The 22,281-nt window shown below is 62.5% G+C and carries 7 protein-coding genes; 5 read left to right on the top strand and 2 right to left on the bottom strand.

The window, feature by feature from the left end; translation table 11 throughout:
- The first annotated feature begins 16 nt into the window (after nucleotides 1–16).
- The 5 genes from pvdM to NTD85_RS13155 all read left to right on the top strand — a co-directional run bounded on the left by pvdM (nucleotide 17) and on the right by NTD85_RS13155 (nucleotide 7,947).
- Entirely contained in the window at nucleotides 17–1,387 is a 1,371-nt protein-coding gene (gene pvdM, locus NTD85_RS13175; protein ID WP_003223442.1) for a pyoverdine-tailoring dipeptidase-like protein PvdM, read from the top strand.
- The gene (locus NTD85_RS13170) at nucleotides 1,384–2,670 is read left to right on the top strand and encodes an aminotransferase class V-fold PLP-dependent enzyme (protein WP_262142355.1); all 1,287 of its coding nucleotides are present in this window, start codon (nucleotides 1,384–1,386) and stop codon (nucleotides 2,668–2,670) included. The genes pvdM and NTD85_RS13170 overlap by 4 nt, the downstream gene beginning before the upstream one ends.
- Before the next feature lie 36 nt (nucleotides 2,671–2,706).
- A complete protein-coding gene (locus NTD85_RS13165) occupies nucleotides 2,707–3,594 on the top strand; it encodes a formylglycine-generating enzyme family protein (protein ID WP_226501899.1) in 888 nt (295 codons plus the stop codon).
- 108 nt (nucleotides 3,595–3,702) lie between these two features.
- Nucleotides 3,703–5,352 (top strand): cyclic peptide export ABC transporter, encoded by a 1,650-nt coding sequence (locus tag NTD85_RS13160; RefSeq protein ID WP_262142354.1) that lies wholly within the window; start codon nucleotides 3,703–3,705, stop codon nucleotides 5,350–5,352.
- Nucleotides 5,353–5,466: 114 nt separating this feature from the next.
- Nucleotides 5,467–7,947: a TonB-dependent siderophore receptor gene (locus NTD85_RS13155; protein ID WP_177434675.1), complete on the top strand. Its 2,481-nt coding sequence runs from the start codon at nucleotides 5,467–5,469 to the stop codon at nucleotides 7,945–7,947.
- Nucleotides 7,948–8,915: 968 nt separating this feature from the next.
- Here the strand turns inward: NTD85_RS13155 and NTD85_RS13150 are convergent.
- Together NTD85_RS13150 and NTD85_RS13145 are read right to left on the bottom strand one after the other, a co-directional pair.
- Nucleotides 8,916–9,872 carry an alpha/beta hydrolase gene (locus tag NTD85_RS13150; RefSeq protein WP_262142353.1) on the bottom strand — a complete coding sequence of 319 codons (957 nt, stop codon included), beginning with the start codon at nucleotides 9,870–9,872 and terminating at the stop codon, nucleotides 8,916–8,918.
- A gap of 72 nt (nucleotides 9,873–9,944) precedes the next feature.
- Nucleotides 9,945–22,268, bottom strand: a complete 12,324-nt coding sequence (locus tag NTD85_RS13145) for a non-ribosomal peptide synthase/polyketide synthase (RefSeq protein ID WP_262142352.1) — start codon at nucleotides 22,266–22,268, stop codon at nucleotides 9,945–9,947.
- Nucleotides 22,269–22,281 lie beyond the last annotated feature (13 nt).

Below are 22,281 nucleotides of genomic sequence, written 5' to 3'. Positions count from 1 at the left end.
CCTGAATGAGATGGCAATGACAAAACCGCGTTCGAAAAAGGCTCTATTTATCGGCCTGCCGCTGGCCTTGGCGATCAGCGCCGGCGCAGGGTTTCTGGCCTGGGATTACTGGTTTCGGGACAACCCCGGCTATCCGGTCAAAGTGATGAAACAGGCAACCGAGCTGCAGGATCGCATCCTCTCGTTCGACAGCCACATCACCGTGCCCCTGAGTTTCGGCGCACACGGCAACGAAGCCGACAAGGACGGCTCGGGCCAGTTCGACCTGATCAAGGCCAATCGCGGTCGCTTGTCCGGCGCGGCACTGACCGTGTTCGGCTGGCCGGAAATGTGGAACGGCCCGAATGCGCCGCATCGCCCGACCGAGGGCTTTGTCGAGGAAGCGCGCAACCAGCAGGAAGTGCGCTACAAAATCATTTCCGGGATGGTCCGCGACTTTCCCAATCAGGTTGGCATCGCCTACACCCCGGATGATTTCCGCCGCCTGCATGGCGAAGGCAAGTTTGCGATTTTCATCAGCATGCTCAACGCCTACCCGCTGGGCAACGACCTGAGCAAACTGGACCTGTGGGCCGGGCGCGGCATGCGCATGTTCGGCTTCAGCTACATCGGCAACAACAGCTGGGCCGACTCGTCGCGCCCGCTACCGTTTTTCAATGATTCCCCCGATGCCCTCGACGGTCTCTCGGACATCGGCAAGCAAGCAGTGCATCGCCTGAACGATCTGGGCGTGATCATCGACGTCTCGCAGATGTCGACCAAGGGCCTGGAACAGGTCGCGCAACTGAGCCGTACACCGCTGGTGGCTTCGCACTCGGCGCCACGGGCAGCGGTGGATATTCCGCGCAACCTCAGCGACAAGGAATTGCAGCTGATCAAGAACAGCGGCGGCGTGGTGCAGGTGGTCGGGTTCTCGCAATACCTCAAACCGCTGACCCAAGGCACCCAGGACAAACTCAACGCACTGCGCGCGCGCTTCGACCTGCCGCCGTTGCCGAACCTGGCCATGGCGCTGATGCCGGGCGATCCGATCATCACTGCCTGGTCCGAACAGAAACTCGGCCAGTACGCCAGCGGCCTCTACGCGATCCTTGAAGAAGAACCGAAAGCGACCCTCAAGGACCTCGGTGACGCCATCGATTACACCGTGCGCAAAATCGGCATCGACCATGTCGGTATCGCTTCGGACTTCAACGACGGCGGCGGTATCAAGGGTTGGGAAAACGTCGGGGAGATCCGCAACGTCACCGCCGAACTGATCCAGCGCGGCTACTCCGAAGCAGACATCGCCAAACTGTGGGGCGGCAACTTCATGCGCGTCTGGGATCAGGTGCAGAAAGCGGCCAAACCTGCGTTGATCTCCCGCCAGGACAGCGCCCAGCCATGACCGACCGCCGCACGTTTCTGAAACAGGCAGGCGTGGTCGCCGCCGCCCTGCCGTTTGGCGCAACGCTCGCTGCGCCAGCAATGGCCGCACCCGCCGCCGTGCCTTCCGGGAGCAAATGGACGCAGTTGCGCCAGTTGTTCGAGCAGGATCCGCAAGCGATTCACTTCGCCAACTTTCTGGTCACCTCCCACCCCAAACCCGTGCGCGAGGCCATCGCACGCCATCGTGCAGCGCTGGATCTGAACCCGGGCCTGGCCATGGACTGGGATTTGGGCGTCACCGAAAAGCGCGAAGACAATGTGCGGGTCTGGGCCGGCAAATACCTGCAGGCCAAACCGAGCCAGATCGCCCTCACCGGCAGCACCACCGAAGGCCTGGCGATGATTTACGGTGGCGTGCATATGCGCCCGGATCAGGAAATCCTCACCACCGAGCACGAGCACTATTCGACCCGCAACATCCTCGATTTCCGCACCCGCCGCGATGGCACCCGGGTGCGAAAACTCAAGCTGTTCGAAACCCCGCAAAGCATTTCGCTGGATCAGGTGCTCGACACCATCAACCGCAACATCCGCCCTGAAACCCGCGTACTGGGGATGACCTGGGTGCATTCGGGCAGTGGCGTGAAGTTGCCGATCGGCGACATTTCGCGGCTGGTCGATGAGCACAACCGTCAGCGCGAGGATCAGGACCGATTGATTTACGTGGTCGACGGTGTGCACGGCTTCGGCGTCGATGATCTGAGTTTCCCGCAGATGAACTGCGACTTTTTCATTGCCGGCACCCACAAATGGATGTTCGGCCCGCGCGGCACCGGCATCGTCTGCAGCCGCAGTGAAGAAGTGAAATACGTCAGCCCGAGCGTGCCGACGTTCTCCGAAGCCACGACGTTCGCCACCACCATGACCCCGGGCGGCTACCACGCTTTCGAACACCGCTGGGCACTGGACGAGGCCTTCAAACTGCATCTGCAACTGGGCAAGGCCGACGTTCAGGCACGCATTCATCAGCTCAACAGTTATTTGAAAGAGCGCTTGCGGGAACACGCGAACATCGAACTGGTGACCCCGCTCGATCCGCAGTTTTCTGCCGGTTTCACGTTCTTCCGGGTCAAGGGCCAGGACAGCGACGAGGTCGCCGCCTACCTGATGAACCAGCGGGTGATCTGCGACGCCGTCAGCCGCGATGTCGGCCCGGTGATCCGCACCGCCCCCGGGCTGCTCAACAGCGAAGCCGAAGTCGACCGGTTCATGGACATCCTCGGCAAAAAACTGCGCGCCTGAGCGCTCGCCCCCGGTTTCCTTTCACAGAGACGACTCATGAAAAAGCCTCACGCCTCATTCATCTTCAAGGCCCTCCCCGCACTGGTCCTGACCGCGCTCTGCGTCGGCCTGTTGCCCGGTGCCGCCCAGGCTGCGACCCCGCCCGCTCCGGGCAAAGTGTTCAAGGACTGCAAGGACTGCCCGGAAATGGTGGTGCTGCCCACTGGCAGCTTCACCATGGGCACCCCGGAGGACGAAGTCGGCCGCGAGCCGGATGAAGGTCCGCGCCACGTGGTGACCTTCAGCAAACCGTTCGCCATCAGCCGTTTCCAGGTACTGGTCGGCGAATGGGACGCGTATGTGCGCGATACCGGCAACAAGCCCTACGACTTCGATGATCGCCCGGGCCGCCGCTGCACCGCCGGCAAACCGGAGTTCAAGCAGACCGCGCGCGACCCGGCGGTGTGCATGAACGTGGCCGAAGCTCAGGGCTATATCGATTGGCTGTCGAAAAAGACCGGCCACAGCTATCGCCTGCAAAGCGAATCGATCCGCGAATACGCCGCCCGTGGCGGCAGCACCGGGCCCTTCCCGTTCCCGTTCGATGAAGGCAACAACTACCAGATTTCCAAACACGCCAACACCTATGGCGCCGCCGACGGCTACAACTTCACCTCGCCGGCCGGGACCTTTCCGGCCAACGCTTTCGGCGTCTACGACGCCCACGGCAACGTCTATGAGTGGACCGCCGATTGCTATCACAAGGACTATTCCGGGGTACCCGACGACGGTCGCCCGTGGGTGCAGGAACACTGTGAACGCCAGGTCATGCGCGGCAACGACTGGGGCGAAGCGCCGGTGTTCTCCCGCTCCGGCAACCGCAACAGCAGCTGGCCGACCAGCAAGGGTGACTGGCTCGGTTTCCGCGTAGTGCGTGACCTCTGATCCTGCCCGCCACGACCGCAGCCCGTCTGCGGTCGTTTAAAGAAACTCCGTGACCATTCGTTTTCCTTAAGTACCGGCACTCCCTCCGCACCGAAGCAGGAATCCTCCATGACCAAGCCTACGCGTGGGGCGATCAACGAATTGTTCGCCCTGCTCAAGCCCTTCCGCCTGATCGTCTCTGTGTCCATCGTGCTCGGCATGATCGGTGGCCTGAGCGTCACCGTGCTGCTGGCGACCATCAACAATGCCTTGCACTCCGATGACGGCCTGACCCGCACGGTGGTCATGATCTTCGCCGGCCTCTGCGCCGTGGCGTTGCTGACGACGATTCTGTCGGACATCGGCACCAACTATGTCGGCCAGCACATCATTGCCAGGCTGCGCAAGGAACTGGGGGAGAAAGTGCTGTCGGCGCCGATCGACCAGATCGAACGCTATCGCAGTCACCGCTTGATCCCGGTGCTGACCCACGACGTCGACACCATCAGCGACTTCGCCTTCGCCTTTGCGCCGCTGGCGATCTCCATGACCGTCACCCTTGGCTGCCTCGGTTACCTGGCGATGCTGTCCTGGCCGATGTTCCTGATGATGCTGGTGGCCATCGCCATCGGCACCACGATTCAGGCGATTGCCCGGGCCAAGGGCATGCGCGGGTTCTACGCCGCGCGCGACTCCGAAGACGAACTGCAAAAGCACTACAACGCGATTGCCGAAGGGGCCAAGGAGCTGCGTATCCACCGCCCGCGGCGCCAGCGCATGTTTGTCGCCGGCATTCAGAAAACCGCGGAAAAGATCTGCGACACCCAGATCAAATCCATCAACACCTTCGTCATCGCCAAGTCGTTCGGCTCGATGCTGTTCTTCGTGGTGATCGGCATGGCTCTGGCGCTGCAATCCTTCTGGCCGAGCGGCGACAAAGCGGTCATGAGTGGATTTGTACTGGTGCTGCTGTACATGAAAGGCCCGCTGGAGCATCTGGTCAGCACCTTGCCGATCATCAGCCGCGCACAGATTGCGTTCCGCCGGATTGCCGAGCTGAGCGAACAGTTTTCCTCGCCGGAACCGCACCTGCTACTGGAAGACACGGGCAGCAAAGCGGCAGCCGTCAACAGCCTGGAGCTGCGCAACGTGCGCTACGCGTTCCCGGCCGTGGAAGGCAGCGAACCGTTCCGTCTGGGGCCGGTCAACCTGCGCATCGAACAAGGCGACATCGTGTTCATCGTCGGTGAAAACGGTTGTGGCAAAACCACGCTGATCAAATTGTTGCTCGGCCTGTACGCACCGACCGAGGGTGAAATCCGCGTCAACGATCAAGCAATCACCGCACTCAACCGCGATGACTACCGACAGAACTTCACCACGATCTTTGCCGACTACTACCTGTTCGACGACCTGATCCAGGGCGACCGTCAGGTGCCGCAGGACGCCACCCGCTACCTCGAGCGTCTGGAAATTGCGCACAAGGTCAGCGTGCGCGACGGTGCCTTCAGCACCACCGATCTGTCCACCGGCCAGCGCAAACGCCTGGCGCTGGTCAACGCCTGGCTCGAAGAGCGCCCGGTGCTGGTGTTCGATGAATGGGCGGCGGATCAGGATCCGACGTTCCGGCGGATTTTCTACACCGAGTTGCTGCCCGACCTCAAACGCCTGGGCAAGACCATCATCGTGATTTCCCACGATGACCGTTACTTCGACGTTGCCGACCAACTGGTGCGCATGGAGGCCGGAAAGGTCAAAAGCGAACTGCAGACTGCTTGAAATACGGGGCCGCGGCCAGGCCGGAAAAATAGTTTTCCGGTTTGCCGCGGCTTCCTCGTCTTAATGAGATGAATAAGAACCATTAACAACTATACCTGCCAAGGTCTTAACCTCATGTCCGCATCCCGTTTCATGCTTCGCCCCCTGACTCGAGCCCTGTTGATGCAGGGCGTCACACGTTCGCGACTGGCCGGCACCGGTCTCGGTCTGGCACTGACCGTTGCTGCCACCCCGTATGTCCAGGCGCAGGAATGGACACTGAACATTCCGGCCCAGCCACTGGCACAGGCTCTGCAGACCCTCAGCCAACAGACCAGCCTGCAAATCATCTACAGCCCGGAAAGCCTGCAAGGTCTGCGCTCCAGCGCGCTCAGCGGGCGCTATCAGGGTGATGATTCGCTTAACGCGATCCTCAAAGGCACCGGCATTCGCTATCAGCGTGACGGCAACACCGTGACCGTGCTCGGCCCGGCCACCGGCGATACCATGGAACTGGCGCCGACCAACGTCAACGCGCAACGCATGAGCGCCACCACCGAAGGCAGCAACTCCTACACCACCGGTGGCGTGACCATTGGCAAGGGCACGCATTCACTGAAAGAAACACCGCAGTCGATCACCGTCATGACGCGCAAGATGCTCGATGACCAGAACCTCAACACCATCGAACAAGTGATGGAGAAGACCCCGGGCATCACCGTTTACGACTCGCCAATGGGCGGCAAGTATTTCTACTCCCGCGGTTTCCGCATGAGCGGCCAGTATCAGTACGACGGCGTACCGCTGGATATCGGCAGCAGCTACGTGCAGGCCGACAGCTTCAACAGCGACATGGCCATCTACGACCGCGTGGAAGTACTGCGTGGCGCCGCCGGCATGATGAAAGGCGCCGGCGGCACCGCCGGTGGCGTCAACTTCGTGCGCAAGCGCGGCGGCGATACCGCCCACACTGAACTCTCGCTGTCGGCAGGCACCTGGGACAACTATCGCGGTCAGGTCGATACCGGTGGCCCGCTGAACGACTCGGGCACCATCCGTGGTCGCGCCGTGGTCACTGAGCAGACCCGTCAATATTTCTATGACGTCGCCAGCCGCAAGGATCAGATCTACTACGGCGCCCTGGACTTCGACCTCAGCCCCGACACCACCCTGGGTGTGGGCGTCGCCTGGGAAGACGTCGACGCCACGCCTTGCTGGGGCGGCCTGCCGCGTTACGCCGACGGCTCCGACCTGCACCTCAAGCGCTCGACCTGCCTGAACACATCCTGGAACAACCAGCGCAGCAAACGCGCCACCTACTTCACTGACCTCAAGCACCAGTTCAATGACGACTGGTCGCTCAAGGTCGCGGGCGTCTACTCGCGCAACACTCAGGACATGGAATACGCATTCCCGAGCGGTGCCGTGCCGGTCGGCGCCACTTCGTCCAGCACCTTGATGCTGGGCAGCACCTACGATTACGACCAGGTCGACTACGGCTTCGATACCTACGTTGACGGCAAATTCGACGCGTTCGGCCAGCAACATGAACTGACCGTCGGCGTAAACGCCAGCCGTTCGAACAAGGACGACTTCTACGCAGTGGCCGCGTTGCCACAACGTCAGAACGTGCTGGATCCGAACCACCACATCCCGCAACCGGATGAAAGCTATTACCTGGCCAATGCATCCCGTGGTGGCCCGGTGGACATGCACATCAAGCAATACGGCGCTTACTCCATCGGCCGCTTTAAACTGGCTGATCCGCTGACCCTCGTACTGGGCAGCCGGGTGAGCTGGTACAAGTCCGACACCGACTCGGTGCAGTACTTCCGCGGCGAAGGCACACCGGTCAACACCAAGTCCACCGAAACCGGCCAAGTCACGCCGTTCGCCGGTCTGCTGTTCGACCTCAACGACAACCTGACCGCCTACGCCAGTTACACCGACATCTTCACCCCGCAAGGCGCTTACAAGACCATCGATGGCAGCACCCTCAAGCCATTGATCGGCCAGAGCTACGAGTTGGGGATCAAGGGTGAGTGGTTCGACGGTCGTCTGAACAGCTCCTTCAGCCTGTTCCGCACCATTCAGAAAGATGCGGCCCAGGATGATCTGCGCTGCGAAGACAGCTCTTGCTCGATCAACTCCGGCAAGGTCCGCGCTCAGGGCTTCGAAGCGGAAGTCAGCGGTGAAGTGATTGACCGCCTGCAACTGCTGGCCGGCTACACCTACACCCAGACCAAAGTGCTGGAAGATGCCGACACCACGCTGGACGGCACCGCCTACAACTCTTATGTGCCACGTCACCTGTTGCGTGTCTGGGGTGACTACAGCCTGACCGGCCCGCTGGATCGCGTCACCGTCGGCGCCGGCGTCAACGCGCAGAGCGGCAACTATCGCGTCTCGCCGATTGGCGGTGGCAACATCAACGGTGCCGGTTATGCGGTGTGGAACGGTCGCATCGGCTACAAGATCGACGACACCTGGTCGGTCGCGCTCAACGGTAACAACCTGTTCGACAAGCGTTATTACTCGACCATTGGTACCGAGGGTTTCGGTAACTTTTATGGTGATCCGCGTAATTTCGTGATGTCGGTCAAGGCTGTCTTCTGATTGCTTCGGTTGTGAGAAAGCCCCGCTTTGGCGGGGCTTTTTTTTGTCTGTCTGGTGTTGGGGTGTTGGGATTAATGGGGGTTGGGATTGGGGGCATATCCGTTGCTGCGGGGGTTGCCGCTGGCGGTTTCGCTCTTACAGCGAGTCACCTTTTCCAAACGCCGAAAAGGTAACCCAAAAGGCTTTGCCCCGGCGTACGGCACTTCGCTGAGGCTCAGTGTTCCCTCGCTACGGTGTCCATCCGGGGGCATCGCCTCCGGTTTGCTTCGCTGCACCTCCTCTCGATGGATGCGGCTTCGCCGCATGGCGCTGCGCGCCTACCCCCCGGATGAACACCTACGCTCGGCCTGCCGAAGGGGCTGAAGATCAAAAGCCACATCAAAAGCCAGAGCCAAAGCCAAAGCCAAAGCGGATCAAAAGATCACAGCCTTCGGCAGTTCCTACATGGGATTGGGTGTATTCAGTTGGAGATTGGTCGGCTGACAGGCCGCCTTCGCGAGCAAGCCCGCTCCCACAGTTGGGCCGGGTGCATCAGCAAGAGATTGGTCGGCTGTCAGGCCGCCATCGCCAGCAGGCTGGCTCCTACAATTTAGAGAGCGTGCACCCCACGCGGCGAAGCCGCCCCACTCAACACAATGAGCGTTAGCTCGAGTAAAGCTTTTGATCTCAGGGCCCGTCGGCAGGCTGAGTGGAGGGATTTATCCGGGGGTGGGAGCGCAGCGACCGTTTGGCGCAGCCAAACACAGCGAGAGGAGGTGCAGCGAAGCAAACCGTAGGCGCTGCCCCCCGGATGAATCCCGCAGCGAAGGAACCCGAGCCCAGGCGAGGGCCGAACGTCAGGGCACAGACCTTTTGGTTACTTTTGGGGCGTTTGCCAAAAGTGACCCGCCGTAAGGGCGGAACCATAGGAGGCCGTAACCGCAGCAACGGATATTCACCCCAACCAAGGCATCACCCCAACCAAAGCATCACCCCAACAACCGCCCCAACGCCCTGCTCAAATCTTCATGCACCTGCAACACATCAGGCATGACCGCAGCCATACGCAGCAAATCATGGGTCAACCCCGGACAATGTTCGAGCTCAACCCTCACCCCGTGAGCACGCAATTTATCGACATAAGCCTGCCCTTCATCGAGCAACGGATCAAACCCGGCCAACAGCACAATAGCCGGTGCCACACCACGCAGATCCTCGGTCAGCAACGGCGAAAAACGCCAGTCCAGACAGTCGTGCGGGCTGCGCGCATAGTGCTGGTAGAACCAGTCCAGCGTTTCGTTTTCCAGCAAGTAACCTTCGCCGAACAGCAGACGCGAATCGTGGGGGCGTGAAGCATCGGTGACCGGATAACACAGCAACTGCGCCTTGGGCGCGATGGCTACGGTTTGCGGTTGTACGACTGCCTGTATCGCCAGCACGGTAGCCAGTGTGGCGCCGGCGCTGTCGCCGCCGAACGCTACGCGCGTGGTGTCGAGGCCGAGGCTCGTGGCGTTTTCCGCCAGCCACGACAAGGCGTCTTCGCCATCTTCCAGGGCCGCAGGAAAACGATGCTCGGGGGCCAATCGATAACCGACCGACAAAACCGCGCATGGCGTGCGCTGGCAAAACTCGCGGCACACACCGTCGTGGGAATCGAGGCTGCCGACGACGAATCCGCCACCGTGGAAATACACCAGCACCGGCAGCGGCGTGCCGGCGCCGTTCGGCCGATACAGGCGCAACGCCAAAGGCGTGCCGTTGCGGGCTGCCATGTCGATCTGCGTCACCGACAGATCCGAAGGCGCAGCCCAGCGCAGTTGCGCGGTGGTCTGCTCGAAGGTGGCACGGGCCTCGCTCGGGGTCATCTGGTGCATGGCCGGCAGGCCGGCGTCCTGGCTGTCTTGGGCCAGGTCGAGAAAGGCTTCCAGGTCAGGGTGTAACGACATCGCTAAGATCCTTGTATAAGCAAAAAAGGGGCGCGCCTCGGCAACGCCCCAAAATGACCGAGTGCCCGGCGATCAGCCGGCGCGTGCCATGCAATGCTCGATCAACGCCTCCAGCTCGCGCTGGTAATCGTTCATCAACGCATCCATGGTCCCGGCGCGATAGCGCTGGCTGCTGTAGATGCAGCGCAAGGCCAACTGACCGTCATAGACCTGGCCGACAATTTCCAGCCAGTTACCCAGGTTCGCCTTCAGGCTGTAGTTGTCGCCGGTCTCCTCCAGTGCCGGCACCAGCAATGCCTGCTCGTCGAAGCTCTGGTCGAACTGCCCCAGGTAATTGAACGTGACACGCGCCTGCGGCAGATCCGCCAGTTGCCGAGACACCTCGGCCCCCGCCAGATGGCGCAACACGCCGTAGCCGATGCCCTTCTGCGGAACCGCTGCCAATTGCGCCTGCACATCGACGATCGAGCGGCCGATGTCCTCGCTGTCCGGACGCAGACGTACCGGGAACATACTGGTGAACCAGCCCAGACTGCGGCTCAGGTCAAGGGTCTCGAACAGGTCTTCGCGACCATGCCCTTCGAGCAGGATCAGCGCCGACGGCTGCTGACTCCAGCGGCACAAAGTGCGGCTGAGCGCCGACAGCAGCAGATCGTTGATCTGCGTGCCGTACACCGCTGGCGCCTGTTTGAGCAGTTGCTCGGTGTGCTCGCGTGACAGTTTGAGGCGCGCCTGCGCTTGCTGGCGCACGAGGTTTTTGCCGCGCGGGTTGTCGCACGGCAGATCGACACCCGGCTGATCCAGTTGCTCCAGCCACCAGCCCAGTTCCTGCTCGGCAATCACTGGCGCCTGGGCCTGCAATGCCTCGGCAAACGAACGGTAGCTGCTGGTGCGAATCGGCAGCTGCGGTGGCAGCCCTTGCACGCAGGCTTCGTAGGCGACCTTCAAGTCGTCCAGCAGAATCCGCCACGACACCGTGTCGACCACCAGGTGATGGATCACCACCAGCAGTCGCGCCTGCCCCTCGGGCATGGCGACATGCATCACTCGCCAGACCGGCCCGGCGTCGAGTTTCAGGCTGCGCTGGGCGAGGTTGGCCAGCGTTTCGACCTGCTCGCTGTTCGCGGCTTCACGACGCCAGAGCAACGCTTCGCCCTGTTCATCGAGCTCACAGTAGCGCTGCACCCAGCGCCCGCCTTCGCGGGAGAAACGCAGACGCAACGAGTCGTGATGTTTTTCGATCCAGCCCAGCGCCTGCTCCAGCGCATCCAGATCCAGCGGCTGGCGCGCGCTCAGCAGCAGCGACTGGTTGTAGTGATGCGCCTCGGCCATGTCCTCGGCAAAGAACCATTCCTGAATCGGCAGCAGGTTGAACGTGCCCTCCGCTGCCACCTGCGTGAGGTCCGTCGCCGGTGGCTGGCCGCCCTCCTTCGCCACTTCCTGCTCGACGATGCCGGCGATGGTCTGATAGCGCATCAGATCGCGCAGTTTGAGCTCCATGTTCAGCGTCGGGTGATTACGCACCCGGGAAATCACCTGCAGGCTCAGAATCGAGTCGCCGCCCAGTTCGAAGAAGTTGTCGCAGATGCCCACCTGCTCGACCTGCAACACCTGAGCCCAGATTTGCGCGAGCAAGGTTTCCTGCTCGTTGCGCGGAGCGACGTATTCTTCGGTTTTGAACTCAGGCTCCGGCAACGCCTTGCGATCGAGTTTGCCGTTGGGTGTGACCGGGAAAGCGTCCAGGCAGACGATCTGCGCCGGCACCATGTATTCCGGCAACGACGCCCGCAGCCCGGCCTTGAGTTCATCGCCCATGTCCTGCCCGGCTTCGGTCACCACGTAACCGATCAGCTGTTTGCCCGACGCATTGTCCCGGGCGATCACCAGTGCATCGGTGACCGTCGGCAACTGTCGCAGACTCGCCTCGACTTCACCCAGTTCGATGCGGAAGCCGCGCACCTTGACCTGATGGTCGATGCGCCCGACGTAATCGACCACGCCGTCCGCACGCAGGCGCACCAGGTCGCCGCTGCGATACAAGCGCTCACCCGCGGCGAACGGGTTCGGCACGAAACGCTCGCAGGTCAGGTCGGGACGCCCGTGATAACCGCGGGCGACACCATAGCCACCGATGTACAACTCGCCGGCAAAACCTGGCGGCAACGGGTTCAGGTCTTCATCCAGCACGTACAGCGAACGCGCGCCAACGGCGCGGCCGATCGGCGCATACGCCGCTTCGCAATGCTCACTCACCGGGACTTTCCAGAGCATCGGCGTGACGACGGTTTCGGTCGGGCCATAGCCGTTGGTGAAGTACTCGGGGCGTAGCGCCGCCTTGACCTGCTCGAACGTCTGATCCGGTACCGCGTCACCGCCAAAGCAATAGATGCGCACCGGTGGCGGCGCGATTCCACTGGCGGCGGCGTATTCGGCCAACTGCTTGAGGTAAGCCGGCGGGAAGCAGGCAATGGTGATGCCGTATTCGTGCAACGCCTCGTAGGTCTGCTCCGGTGTCCACAGGCAACCGTCGCGAATCACCAGGCGACCGCCGCTGTACAAGGTGCTGAGCCAACGCTCATGGGCACCGTCGAAAGCGAACGACATGAAGTGCAGCTCGCAACTGCTGGCATCCATTTCATACAGCTCGGCAATCGCCTGGCAGTGCATGCTCAGCGGGCCTTGGGTCACCGCAACGCCTTTCGGCCGCCCGGTGGAGCCGGAGGTGTAGACCAGATACGCCAGGCCTTGCTCGTGAACGCGGCTGTCGGGGGCGTGATCGGCATAGCGGCATTCATCGAGGTGATCGATTTCCAGACGCAGCAAACCCTGTGGTGCCGGCAACGTCGCACGCAGGCTGCTCTGGGTCAGCAACAGCGCCATGCCCGAATCTTCGATCATGTACGCCAGACGCTCCGGCGGGTACTCGATGTCCAGCGGCACGTACGCCGCACCGCTCTTGAGCACCGCGAGGAAGCTGACCACCATCTCCAGCGAGCGCGGCAAGGCGACGCCGATCACCACTTCCGGACCCGCACCGTGCTCGATCAGGCAGTGAGCCAGACGATTGGCGCGCTGCTCGAGTTCGGCGTAGCTCAGGCTCATCCCCGCGCATTGCAAGGCAATGGCCTGCGGCTGTTGTTGCGCGTGGCGGCTGATCAACTCCGGCAACAACGCTGCCTGATGGCTGTGCGCCGGTTCGGCGCTCCAGACCTGCGCCGCTTGCCATTGCTCGCGGCTCAGGCGCTGCAGGTTGCCAAGGCGCTCGTACGGCGCGGCCATCATCGCCGCGAGGGTGTTTTCCATGGTCTGGCGAATACCCAGAACCGCTTCGGCACTGAAGTGGCTGCGCAGATACAGGTATTCGATCGACAACTCGTCACCGAGCATCACCGCGAGGTCCATCGGCACGTTGGTCACGCCGTGGCCGATGGATTTGCCGAAGGTCAGGTCGGTGTCGTTTTCTTCTTGCAGGCGATCGTCGATCGGGAAGTTCTCGAACACCACAATGCTGTCGAACAGGGCCTGGCCGCCGAGGTTGGACCAGCGCTGTACATCGGCCAGTGGCGCTTGGGAGTAATCGCGGATGTCGAGGTTATAGGCCTGCACTTCACCGAGCCAGTCGGCCACGCGCTGATGCGCTTGCGGCGTCTGAATGATCGGCAAGGTGTTGATGAACAGGCCGAGCATGTTGCCGACATTCGCCAGACTTTCCGGACGTCCCGACACCGTAGCGCCGAAGGTGACCGTCTGCTGCCCGGTGTAGCGTTGCAACAGCAGCAGCCACGCGCCCTGAATCAAGGTGTTGGGGGTGATGCGCAGGTCGCGGCAGAACTGCAGCAGTTGTTCGGTTTGCGCCTTGTCCCAGTTCGAGTAGATCGCATCGTGGCCGGAAACATCGGCGCTGTGGCGCGGATGCATCGCCTGGCTCAGCGCCGTCGGCTCGTTGACCACGGCCAGACGCGCCTTCCAGAACAGCTCCTGAGCGTCCTGATCCTGCGCCTGCAACCAGGCGATGAAGTCGCGGTAACGACCGTTCTCGCCGATGATTTCGCCCTTGGCGTAATACTGCAAAACCTCGCCGAACAGGCGCGAACTGCTCCAGCCGTCCATCAGGATATGGTGGCTGGTCCAGATCATCTGGTATTGATCGTCGCTCAGGCGCAGCAAGGTTATCCGCTGCAAACGCGCCTCGGCCAGATCAAAACCGAGCGCGCGGTCATCGCTGGCGAACTGGGCAATCAGCTCTTCGCTGGTTTCCCGCTCACGCCAGTCGAGCACCTGCATCTGCAACGGGGCGTGGCGATGCACCACCTGCAACGGTTTCACCAGGCCATCCTGCCAATGGAAACTGGTGCGCAGAATCGCCTGCCGGACGATCACGAATTCCCACGCCTGACGGAAGCGCTCCACGTCCAGGCCCTTGATCGGCAGGCTGACCTGCTGGACGTAAAGGCTGCTGCCGTTGTCCGACAGCGTGTGGAAAAGCATGCCCTCCTGCATGGGCGACAGCGGGTAAACGTCCTCGATCATCTGCGCCGGTACCGGCAACGCGTCGAGCTGCGCCTGATCCAGTTGGGCCAATGGATAATCCACTGCAGTGTCGCCCGCCGAGTCGTCATCCACCGAGACCACAGCCGCGAGTTTCTGCACGGTCTGCTGCTGGAACAGGTCTTTCGGGGTGAAGCGAATCCCCTGCTGACGCGCGCGGCTGACCAGTTGAATCGAGATGATCGAATCGCCGCCGAGGGCGAAGAAGTTATCGGTGACGCCGACGCGTTCGATCTTGAGAATGTCCTGCCAGACTTCGGCCAGTTGTTGCTCCAGTGGCGTCGACGCTGCCACGTATTCACGTTGCGCCTGGCTGGCGTCCGGCGCGGGCAGGGCCTTGCGGTCGAGTTTGCCGTTCGGCGTCAGCGGCAGTTGCTCGAGGAACAGCCACTGCACAGGCACCATGTAATCCGGCAGATGCGCCTTGAGTGCGAACTGCAACGCTTCACTCAGATCGTCCTGCTCCTTGAGGCTCAGGCCGCTGTCGCTCGGCACCACATACGCCACCAGTTGCTGCCCGCTATGGCCATCCACCGCCAGCACCACACCTTCGCGCACGCTGTCCTGGGCAAGCAGACGCGCTTCGATTTCACCCAGTTCGATGCGGAAACCACGCACCTTGACCTGATGGTCGATGCGTCCGACGTATTCAATCCGGCCGTCATCCGTGAAGCGGGTCAGGTCGCCGGTGCGGTACATGCGCTCGCCGCGGGTCGACAGCGGATTGGGCACGAAACGTTCGGCGGTCAGCCCCGGGCGGAACAGATAGCCGCGGGTGATGCCGTCGCCGGCCAGATACAGCTCGGCCGCCACGCCAATCGGCGCCGCCTGCAATTGGCCGTCGAGCAGGTACGCCGAGGTGTTGGCCAGCGGCCGGCCGATGTTCGCCTGACCACCGGCCTCGCGGCGGGTCCAGGTCGAATAGGTGGTGTCTTCCGACGGCCCGTACAGGTCATAGACGTGGGCCACCGAGGTTTCGCCATAGAGCGTGTCGACCAGGCCCTGCTTCAGTGGCTCGCCGGCGAGGTTGATGATGCGCACGCCGGGCGGAATGTGCCCGGCGCGTTGCAGCGCGGCAATCGCCGACGGCACGGTGTTGATCAGGCGCACCTGATCACGCTCCGGCAAGTCCGGCAGTTCCAGCGCATTGCGCGCCATGACGAGCGAACCGCCACGCGCGAGGGTGACGAAAATCTCCCACACCGACAGGTCGAAGCACACCGACGTCGAGGCCAGCACGCCTTGCAGGTCGTCTTCACTGTAGACCTCGGCGGACCAGTGAATCAGCGCCTGCACGTTGCGATGGGCGATGGCCACGCCCTTCGGTTTGCCGGTGGAACCGGAGGTGTAGATCACGTAAGCCAGATTGGCGCTATCGCCCCGCGCCGGCAGATTGTCCGGCGACTGCCCGGCAAACGCCTGCCCACCCGCCTCGACCAACACCACTTGCGCATCGGTCTGCGGCAATTGCGCCAGCAGCGACTGTTGCGTCAGCAGGACTTTCGCCTGGCTGTCGTCGAGCATGTACGCGACCCGATCCGCCGGATAATCCGGGTCCAGCGGCACATAAGTGCCGCCGGCCTTGAGCACCGCCATCAGGCCGATCACCAGTTCCGCCGAACGCGGCATCGCCACGCCCACGCGGATTTCCGGGCCGACCCCGAGCGCCAGCAGATGACGGGCCAACTGATTGGCACGTCGGTTGAGTTCGGCATAGCTCAGAGCCACGCCGGCATGACTCAGTGCCTGCGCTTGCGGATGCATCGCCACCCGTGCTTCGAAGCTCTGCGAAATGAGGCGTTGCTCTGCATAGGCGGCGTGATTGTCATTCCATTGCGCCAGGGTCTGACGTTCGGCCAGCGGCAACAGACCGATCTCACCCAGGCAACGCTGCGGCGCCTCGAGGAACTGACGCAGCACCTCTTGCAGATGCGCCGCCAGGCCCAGCACGCTGCGCTCGGAGAAGTGTTCGGTGAGGTAGTTGAAGTCCAGATTCAACACGTCGCTGGCCCCGGCGATCAGGGTCAGGCCGTAGTTGGTTTGCTCGCGGTGTTCCAGCCCGCCGAAACGCAACCCACCTGGATTGGCTTCCAGCGCTTCGGAGACCGGGTAGTTTTCAAAGACCAGCAAGGTGTCGAACAGCGCTTCGCCGCTCAGTTCGGCCAGACGCTGGATGTCCTGCAACGGGGTCTGCTCGTAGTCACGCAGCAGCAGGTTCTTGTCCTGCACGCTGCGCACCCAGTCGCCGACGCTGACGGTCGCCTGCGGGCTGGCGATCACCGGCAAGGTGTTGATGAACAGCCCCAATTGCTGCTCGATGCCCGGCAGATCCACCGGACGCCCCGACACGGTCGCGCCAAAGGCCACCGTGGCCTGCCCGGTGTAACGCTGCAACACCAGCAGCCACGCGGCTTGCACCAGACTGTTGAGGGTCACTTGCTGCTGACGCGAGAACGCGTTCAGGCGCCGGGTGAAGGCCGCATCGAAATGCAGACGATGCATCTGCTTGCCCGGCCCCGGCACCGTAGCACCGTGGCAGGCCGAAGCCAGGCGGGTCGGCGCCTCCAGCGCAGCCAGTTGCCCGCGCCAGAAATCCTGGGCGGCGGCTTTGTCCTGACCTTGCAGCCACACCAGGAAATCGCGGTAGCGGCCCTGCGCACTCGACACCGGCTGACCGGCGTAATCCTGCAACACCTCGCCGAACATCCGCGAGTTGCTCCAGCCGTCCATCAGAATGTGGTGGCAGGTGAAAATCAATCGATGACGTTCATCCGCAGTGCGCAACAGGCACAGGCGCAACAGCGGCGGATTCTGCAGATCAAAACCGCGCTCGCGATCGGCCTGCGCTCGAGCCTCAAGCACCGCCGGCAGATCCGCCACACCGCGCACATCGACTTCCGGCATCTCCAGGGTCAACTGCCGATTGATCACTTGCAGCGGTGCATCGAGACCGTCGCGGCCCCAGATGAACCCGGCGCGCAGCACTTCATGGCGATCCACCACCCGCTGCCAGGCTTGCTGGAAACGCGCCACATCGAGGCCGTCGATGTCCAGCAGCATCTGGTAGACGTAGGCGCTGGCATCGGCGTCGTACAGGCTGTGGAACAGAATGCCCTGCTGCATCGGCGCCAGCGGATAGATGTCTTCGATACGCTGAGCGGCGATCGGCAGGCTGTCCAGATGCGCCTGGGACAACCCGGCCAGCGGCACGTCGGACGGCGTCAAACCACCGCTCGAATGGCTCAGGCAATGGTCGATCAACTCGCCCAGCGCCACTTCATAAGCGCGAGCCAGCGCATTGATCGTCGCCTCTGCGAACACGTCGCCGCTGTAGGTCCAGGTCAGGCTCAGCTGGCCCTGATAGACCCGGCCATCGATGGTCAGCCAGTTGGCCATCGGCGCGTTTTCATCCTGACCGGCGCCCTTGTCTTCGGTGGCCGGTACCCACAGGGCATCGGCGTCGAAGTTGTTGTCGAACTGGCCGAGGTAATTGAACGTGACTTTCGGTTGCGCCAGCCCGTTCAGTGCCGCTTGTGCCTCGGCGCTGCCCAGATGACGCAGCAAGCCATAACCGATGCCTTTGTCGGGGATCGCGCGCAGTTGCTCCTTGATGCCCTTGATCGACGCTTCGAGACTGGCGCCGGGGGTCAGGCGCACCGGGAACATGCTGGTGAACCAGCCCACCGTGCGGCTCAGGTCGACATCGTCGAACAGGTCTTCACGACCGTGACCTTCAAGCTGCACCAGCGCGCTGTCCGTGTTCGTCCACTGGCACAACACACGGGCCAGTGCCGTCAGCAGCAGATCATTGACCTGGGTGCGATAGACCGCGGGGGCCTGTTGCAACAGCTGACGGGTACGTTCGGCATCCAGACGGGTGTCGACGCTGCACTCGAAACGATTGCTCAATTGGCCTTGCGGGTTGTCCAGCGGCAGCTCGACCGAGAAGTCGCGCAACTGCCCGCGCCAGTAGTCGAGTTGACTGTCCAGCGCCGCACTGCGGGCATGGGCTTGCAGACGCTGCCCCCAATCCTTGAACGCGCTGGTCTTGGCCGGTAGCACCACAGCCTGCCCGCCGCTCAGTTGTTGATAGGCGGTTTGCAGATCTTCCAGCAGGATCCGCCACGACACGCCATCGACCACCAGGTGATGGATCACCAGCAGCAAGCGCTGGCTGGCGTCCGGCAGATCGACCAGCGCCGCACGCATCAGCGGGCCGTCGAGCAGATCGAGACTGCGCTGCAACTCCAGGCACAGCGCCGGCAATGCCGCACTGTCATCCAGCGTGACAGTGCGCAGCAACGCTTGCGCCTGATCCGCCGGCGCATGGCTCTGCTGCCAGCCATCACCGGTCTGGCGATAACGCAGGCGCAGCGCGTCATGGTGCCGTTGCAGGTGCAGCAGCGCCTGTTCCAGCGGCGCCGCTTGCAGCGCCGTGGCCGGGGTCAGCAGGATCGACTGGTTCCAGTGATGCCGCGCCGGGATGTCGCTGTTGAAGAAGTAATGCTGAATCGGCGTCAGAACCGCATCGCCGAGCACTTCGCCCTGTTGCGTCTGCACCGCATCGCTCTGTTGCGCGACGGTTGCCAGACGCTGCACGGTCTGGTGCTGGAAGATGTCTTTGGGGGTGAAGCGAATACCCGCCTGACGGGCGCGACTGACCACCTGAATCGAAATGATCGAATCGCCGCCCAGCTCGAAGAAATTGTCGTTGAGACCGACGCGCTCGACCTTCAACACGTCCTGCCAGATATCGGCCAGACGCTGTTCCAGTTCGTTGCGCGGTGCGGCGTAGGCTTCCTGCACCTGGGCGACGTCCGGCTGCGGCAGTTGCTTGCGATCAAGCTTGCCATTGGCCGTCAGCGGCAGACGCTCGAGGAACGCCCAACTGACCGGAACCATGTAATCGGGCAGCGATTCGCGCAAGTGTGCCTTGATCGAATCGCGCAGCGCGCCCTGCCCTTCGGCATCCAGCGCCTCGTTGGCGACGATCCAGGTTGCCAGTTGCTGACCACTGAGACCATCGACCGCCAGCACCACCGTTTCACGCACTGCGGGGTGCTTGAGCAGTTGCGCTTCGATTTCTCCCAGCTCGATTCGGAAACCGCGGATCTTCACCTGATGGTCGATGCGGCCGATGTATTCGATCACACCGTCGCCGCGCAACCGCGCCAGGTCACCGGTGCGATACAGGCGTTGACCGGCCTGTGGATTGAACGGGTCCGGAACAAACCGCGTCGCGCTCATGCCGGCCTGATTCAGATAACCACGGGCCAGACCGGCACCGGCGATGTACAGCTCGCCGATGCAGCCTTGCGGCACCAGGTTCAGCGCGTTGTCGAGCAAATACCACGACAGGTCGACGATCGGCTCGCCGATCGGGCTGCTGTGGCTCTGCTGCAAGTCGGCCAGCGACAATGGCCGGTAGGTCACGTGCACGGTGGTTTCGGTGATGCCGTACATGTTGATCAGCGTAGGCGCGCGGTCGCCGAAACGTTCGAACCACGGGCGCAGGCTCTGCACTTCGAGGGCCTCGCCACCGAACACCACGTAACGCAGGGCGTTATCGCGCGACGACTCGCTGGCCACCTGCACCAACGGCTTGAATGCCGATGGCGTCTGGTTCAGCACGGTGACGTTTTCATCGCACAGCAGGCTGTAGAAATCTTCCGGGGAACGGCTGACGTCGTGGGGCACCACCACCAGTTTGCCGCCGTAGAGCAGCGCACCGAAAATCTCCCAGACCGAGAAGTCGAAGGCGTAGGAATGGAACAGCGTCCAGCTGTCCTGCGGGCCGAAATCGAACCAGTGCTCAGTGGCACTGAACAGACGAATGACGTTGCTGTGCGGCAACAAAGCGCCCTTCGGTTTGCCGGTGGAGCCCGAGGTGTAGATGACGTAGGCCAGATTGTCCGGCGTGGTCAGGCACACCGGGTTGCTGTCGCGGCTGCCTGCGACTGGCTGGTTCAGATCCAGGCAGGTCAGTCCCGCTGGCACTGGCAATTGCGCCAGCAGATGACCCTGGGTCAGCAGCCACTGGATGCCGCTGTCCGCGATCATGTAGCTCAGCCGATCATCCGGGTAACCCGGGTCCAGTGGCACATACGCGCCACCGGCCTTCAGCACCGCCAGGATGGCGACGATCATGTCCAGCGAACGCTCGACGGCAACACCGACGCGCACGTCCGGGCCGACGCCACGGTCGATCAGCACGTGCGCCCACTGGTTGGCACGGCGATTGAGCTCGGCGTAGGTCAGACGCTGCCCGTCAAAGGTCACCGCGATCGCTTCAGGATGACGTTCAGCCTGGGCTTCGATGACTTGATGAATGCACTGCTCGACCGTTCGTTCCACCCGTGCCGGATTCCACTGCGCGAGCAATTGTTGCTGCTGGCCGTCATCGAGCATCGGCAGTTGCCCGATACGCTGGCCCGGCTCGGCGACGATCGCCCGCAACAGCGCATTCCAGTGTTGCGCCAGGCGCTCGATGGTCGCGGCGTCGAACAGATCCGTGGCGTACTTGAGCACGGCTTCGATGCCGTGAGCCTGCTCGGTGGTGTTCAGGGTCAAGTCGAACTGCGCAGTCTGGCTTTGCCATTCCAGCGGTTCGATGCTCAGGCCGTTGAGGCGGGTTTCGACGCTTGCGCGGCGTTCTGCCTGGTGGTTGAACATCACCTGGAACAATGGGCTGTGGCTCAGGCTGCGCCCCGGCTCCAGCGCTTCGACCAATTGCTCGAACGGCAGGTCCTGATGGGCCTGGGCTTCCTGCGCGGTCTGTTTGACCTGACGCAGCAGATCGACAAACGGCATCTGCCCGTCGATGTCGGCCTTGAGCACCTGAGTGTTGACGAAGAAGCCGATCAGACGCTCGATTTCCACCCGCCCACGGTTGGCCACCGGCACGCCGACGCGGATGTCGGCCTGCCCGCTGTAGCGGTGCAGCAACGCCTGGAACGAGGCCAGCAACACCACGAACAGGGTCACGTTTTCCTGACGGGCGAACGCCTTGAGCGCATCGCTCAGCGCCGGATCGAGAATCAGGTTGTGACTGGCCCCGGCAAAGCTTTGCTCGATGGAACGCGGGCGATCCATCGGCAGTTCCAGCACTGGCTGCTCACCGCCCAGCTTCTCTTGCCAGTACGCCAGTTGCCGCTCTTGCTCACCGGCCTCCATCCACTGCCGCTGCCACAGGGCGTAATCGGCGTATTGAATCGGCAACGCCGGCAGACCGGCGGCGTGCCCGAGATTGAAACCGGCGTACAGCTGCACCAGTTCCTCGATCATCACTTGCAGCGACCAGCCATCGGAAACAATGTGGTGCAGGGTCAGCACCAGGACATGGTCATTCGGGGTGACCTGCAGCAACGCCGCGCGCAACAGCGGGCCATGCTCCAGGTCGAAAGTTTTCTGGCTCTGGGTCTGCACGAACGCCTGAATGGACGCTTCAGGGTCGTTCGCCGACTCAGCGCTCAGTTGCTGGATCTCCAGTGCAAAGGCGCCTGCGGGCAGGACCACTTGCAAGGGTTGTCCGGTTTCCTGGGTGAACACCGTGCGCAAGGTTTCGTGTCGTTCGATCAGCGCCTGGACGCTGCGCTCCAGCGCGGAGACATCCAGCGGCCCCTGCAAACGCAGGGCCGTCGGAATGTTGTAGGCCGCGCTGTGCGGCGCCCACTGCCAGAGAAACCACTGGCGTTGCTGGGCGTAGGACAGCAGCAACGGCTCTTCAGCCGTGCGCTTGAAAACCGGGGCAATGTCAAAGAGGTTGACGCCTTTCTGCTTGAGCAGAACCGCCAGAGCCTTTCTTTGCTTAGCCGAAAGTTGTCCTACCGACTCGATTAACTCTTGCACGCGTTTTTCCCTC

Source organism: Pseudomonas sp. 13B_3.2_Bac1 (assembly GCF_025466205.1).
Classification (GTDB): domain Bacteria; phylum Pseudomonadota; class Gammaproteobacteria; order Pseudomonadales; family Pseudomonadaceae; genus Aquipseudomonas; species Aquipseudomonas fluorescens_H.
This window is presented reverse-complemented; position numbering and strand designations above follow the sequence as displayed.

What these genes read in the sequence shown, in the direction of transcription:
- NTD85_RS13150 (WP_262142353.1), bottom strand. Translation starts at nt 9,872, where the DNA reads ATGTCGTTACACCCTGACCTGGAAGCCTTTCTCGACCTGGCCCAAGAC.
- NTD85_RS13170 (WP_262142355.1), top strand. Translation starts at nt 1,384, where the DNA reads ATGACCGACCGCCGCACGTTTCTGAAACAGGCAGGCGTGGTCGCCGCC.
- pvdM (WP_003223442.1), top strand. Translation starts at nt 17, where the DNA reads ATGACAAAACCGCGTTCGAAAAAGGCTCTATTTATCGGCCTGCCGCTG.
- NTD85_RS13160 (WP_262142354.1), top strand. Translation starts at nt 3,703, where the DNA reads ATGACCAAGCCTACGCGTGGGGCGATCAACGAATTGTTCGCCCTGCTC.
- NTD85_RS13155 (WP_177434675.1), top strand. Translation starts at nt 5,467, where the DNA reads ATGTCCGCATCCCGTTTCATGCTTCGCCCCCTGACTCGAGCCCTGTTG.
- NTD85_RS13165 (WP_226501899.1), top strand. Translation starts at nt 2,707, where the DNA reads ATGAAAAAGCCTCACGCCTCATTCATCTTCAAGGCCCTCCCCGCACTG.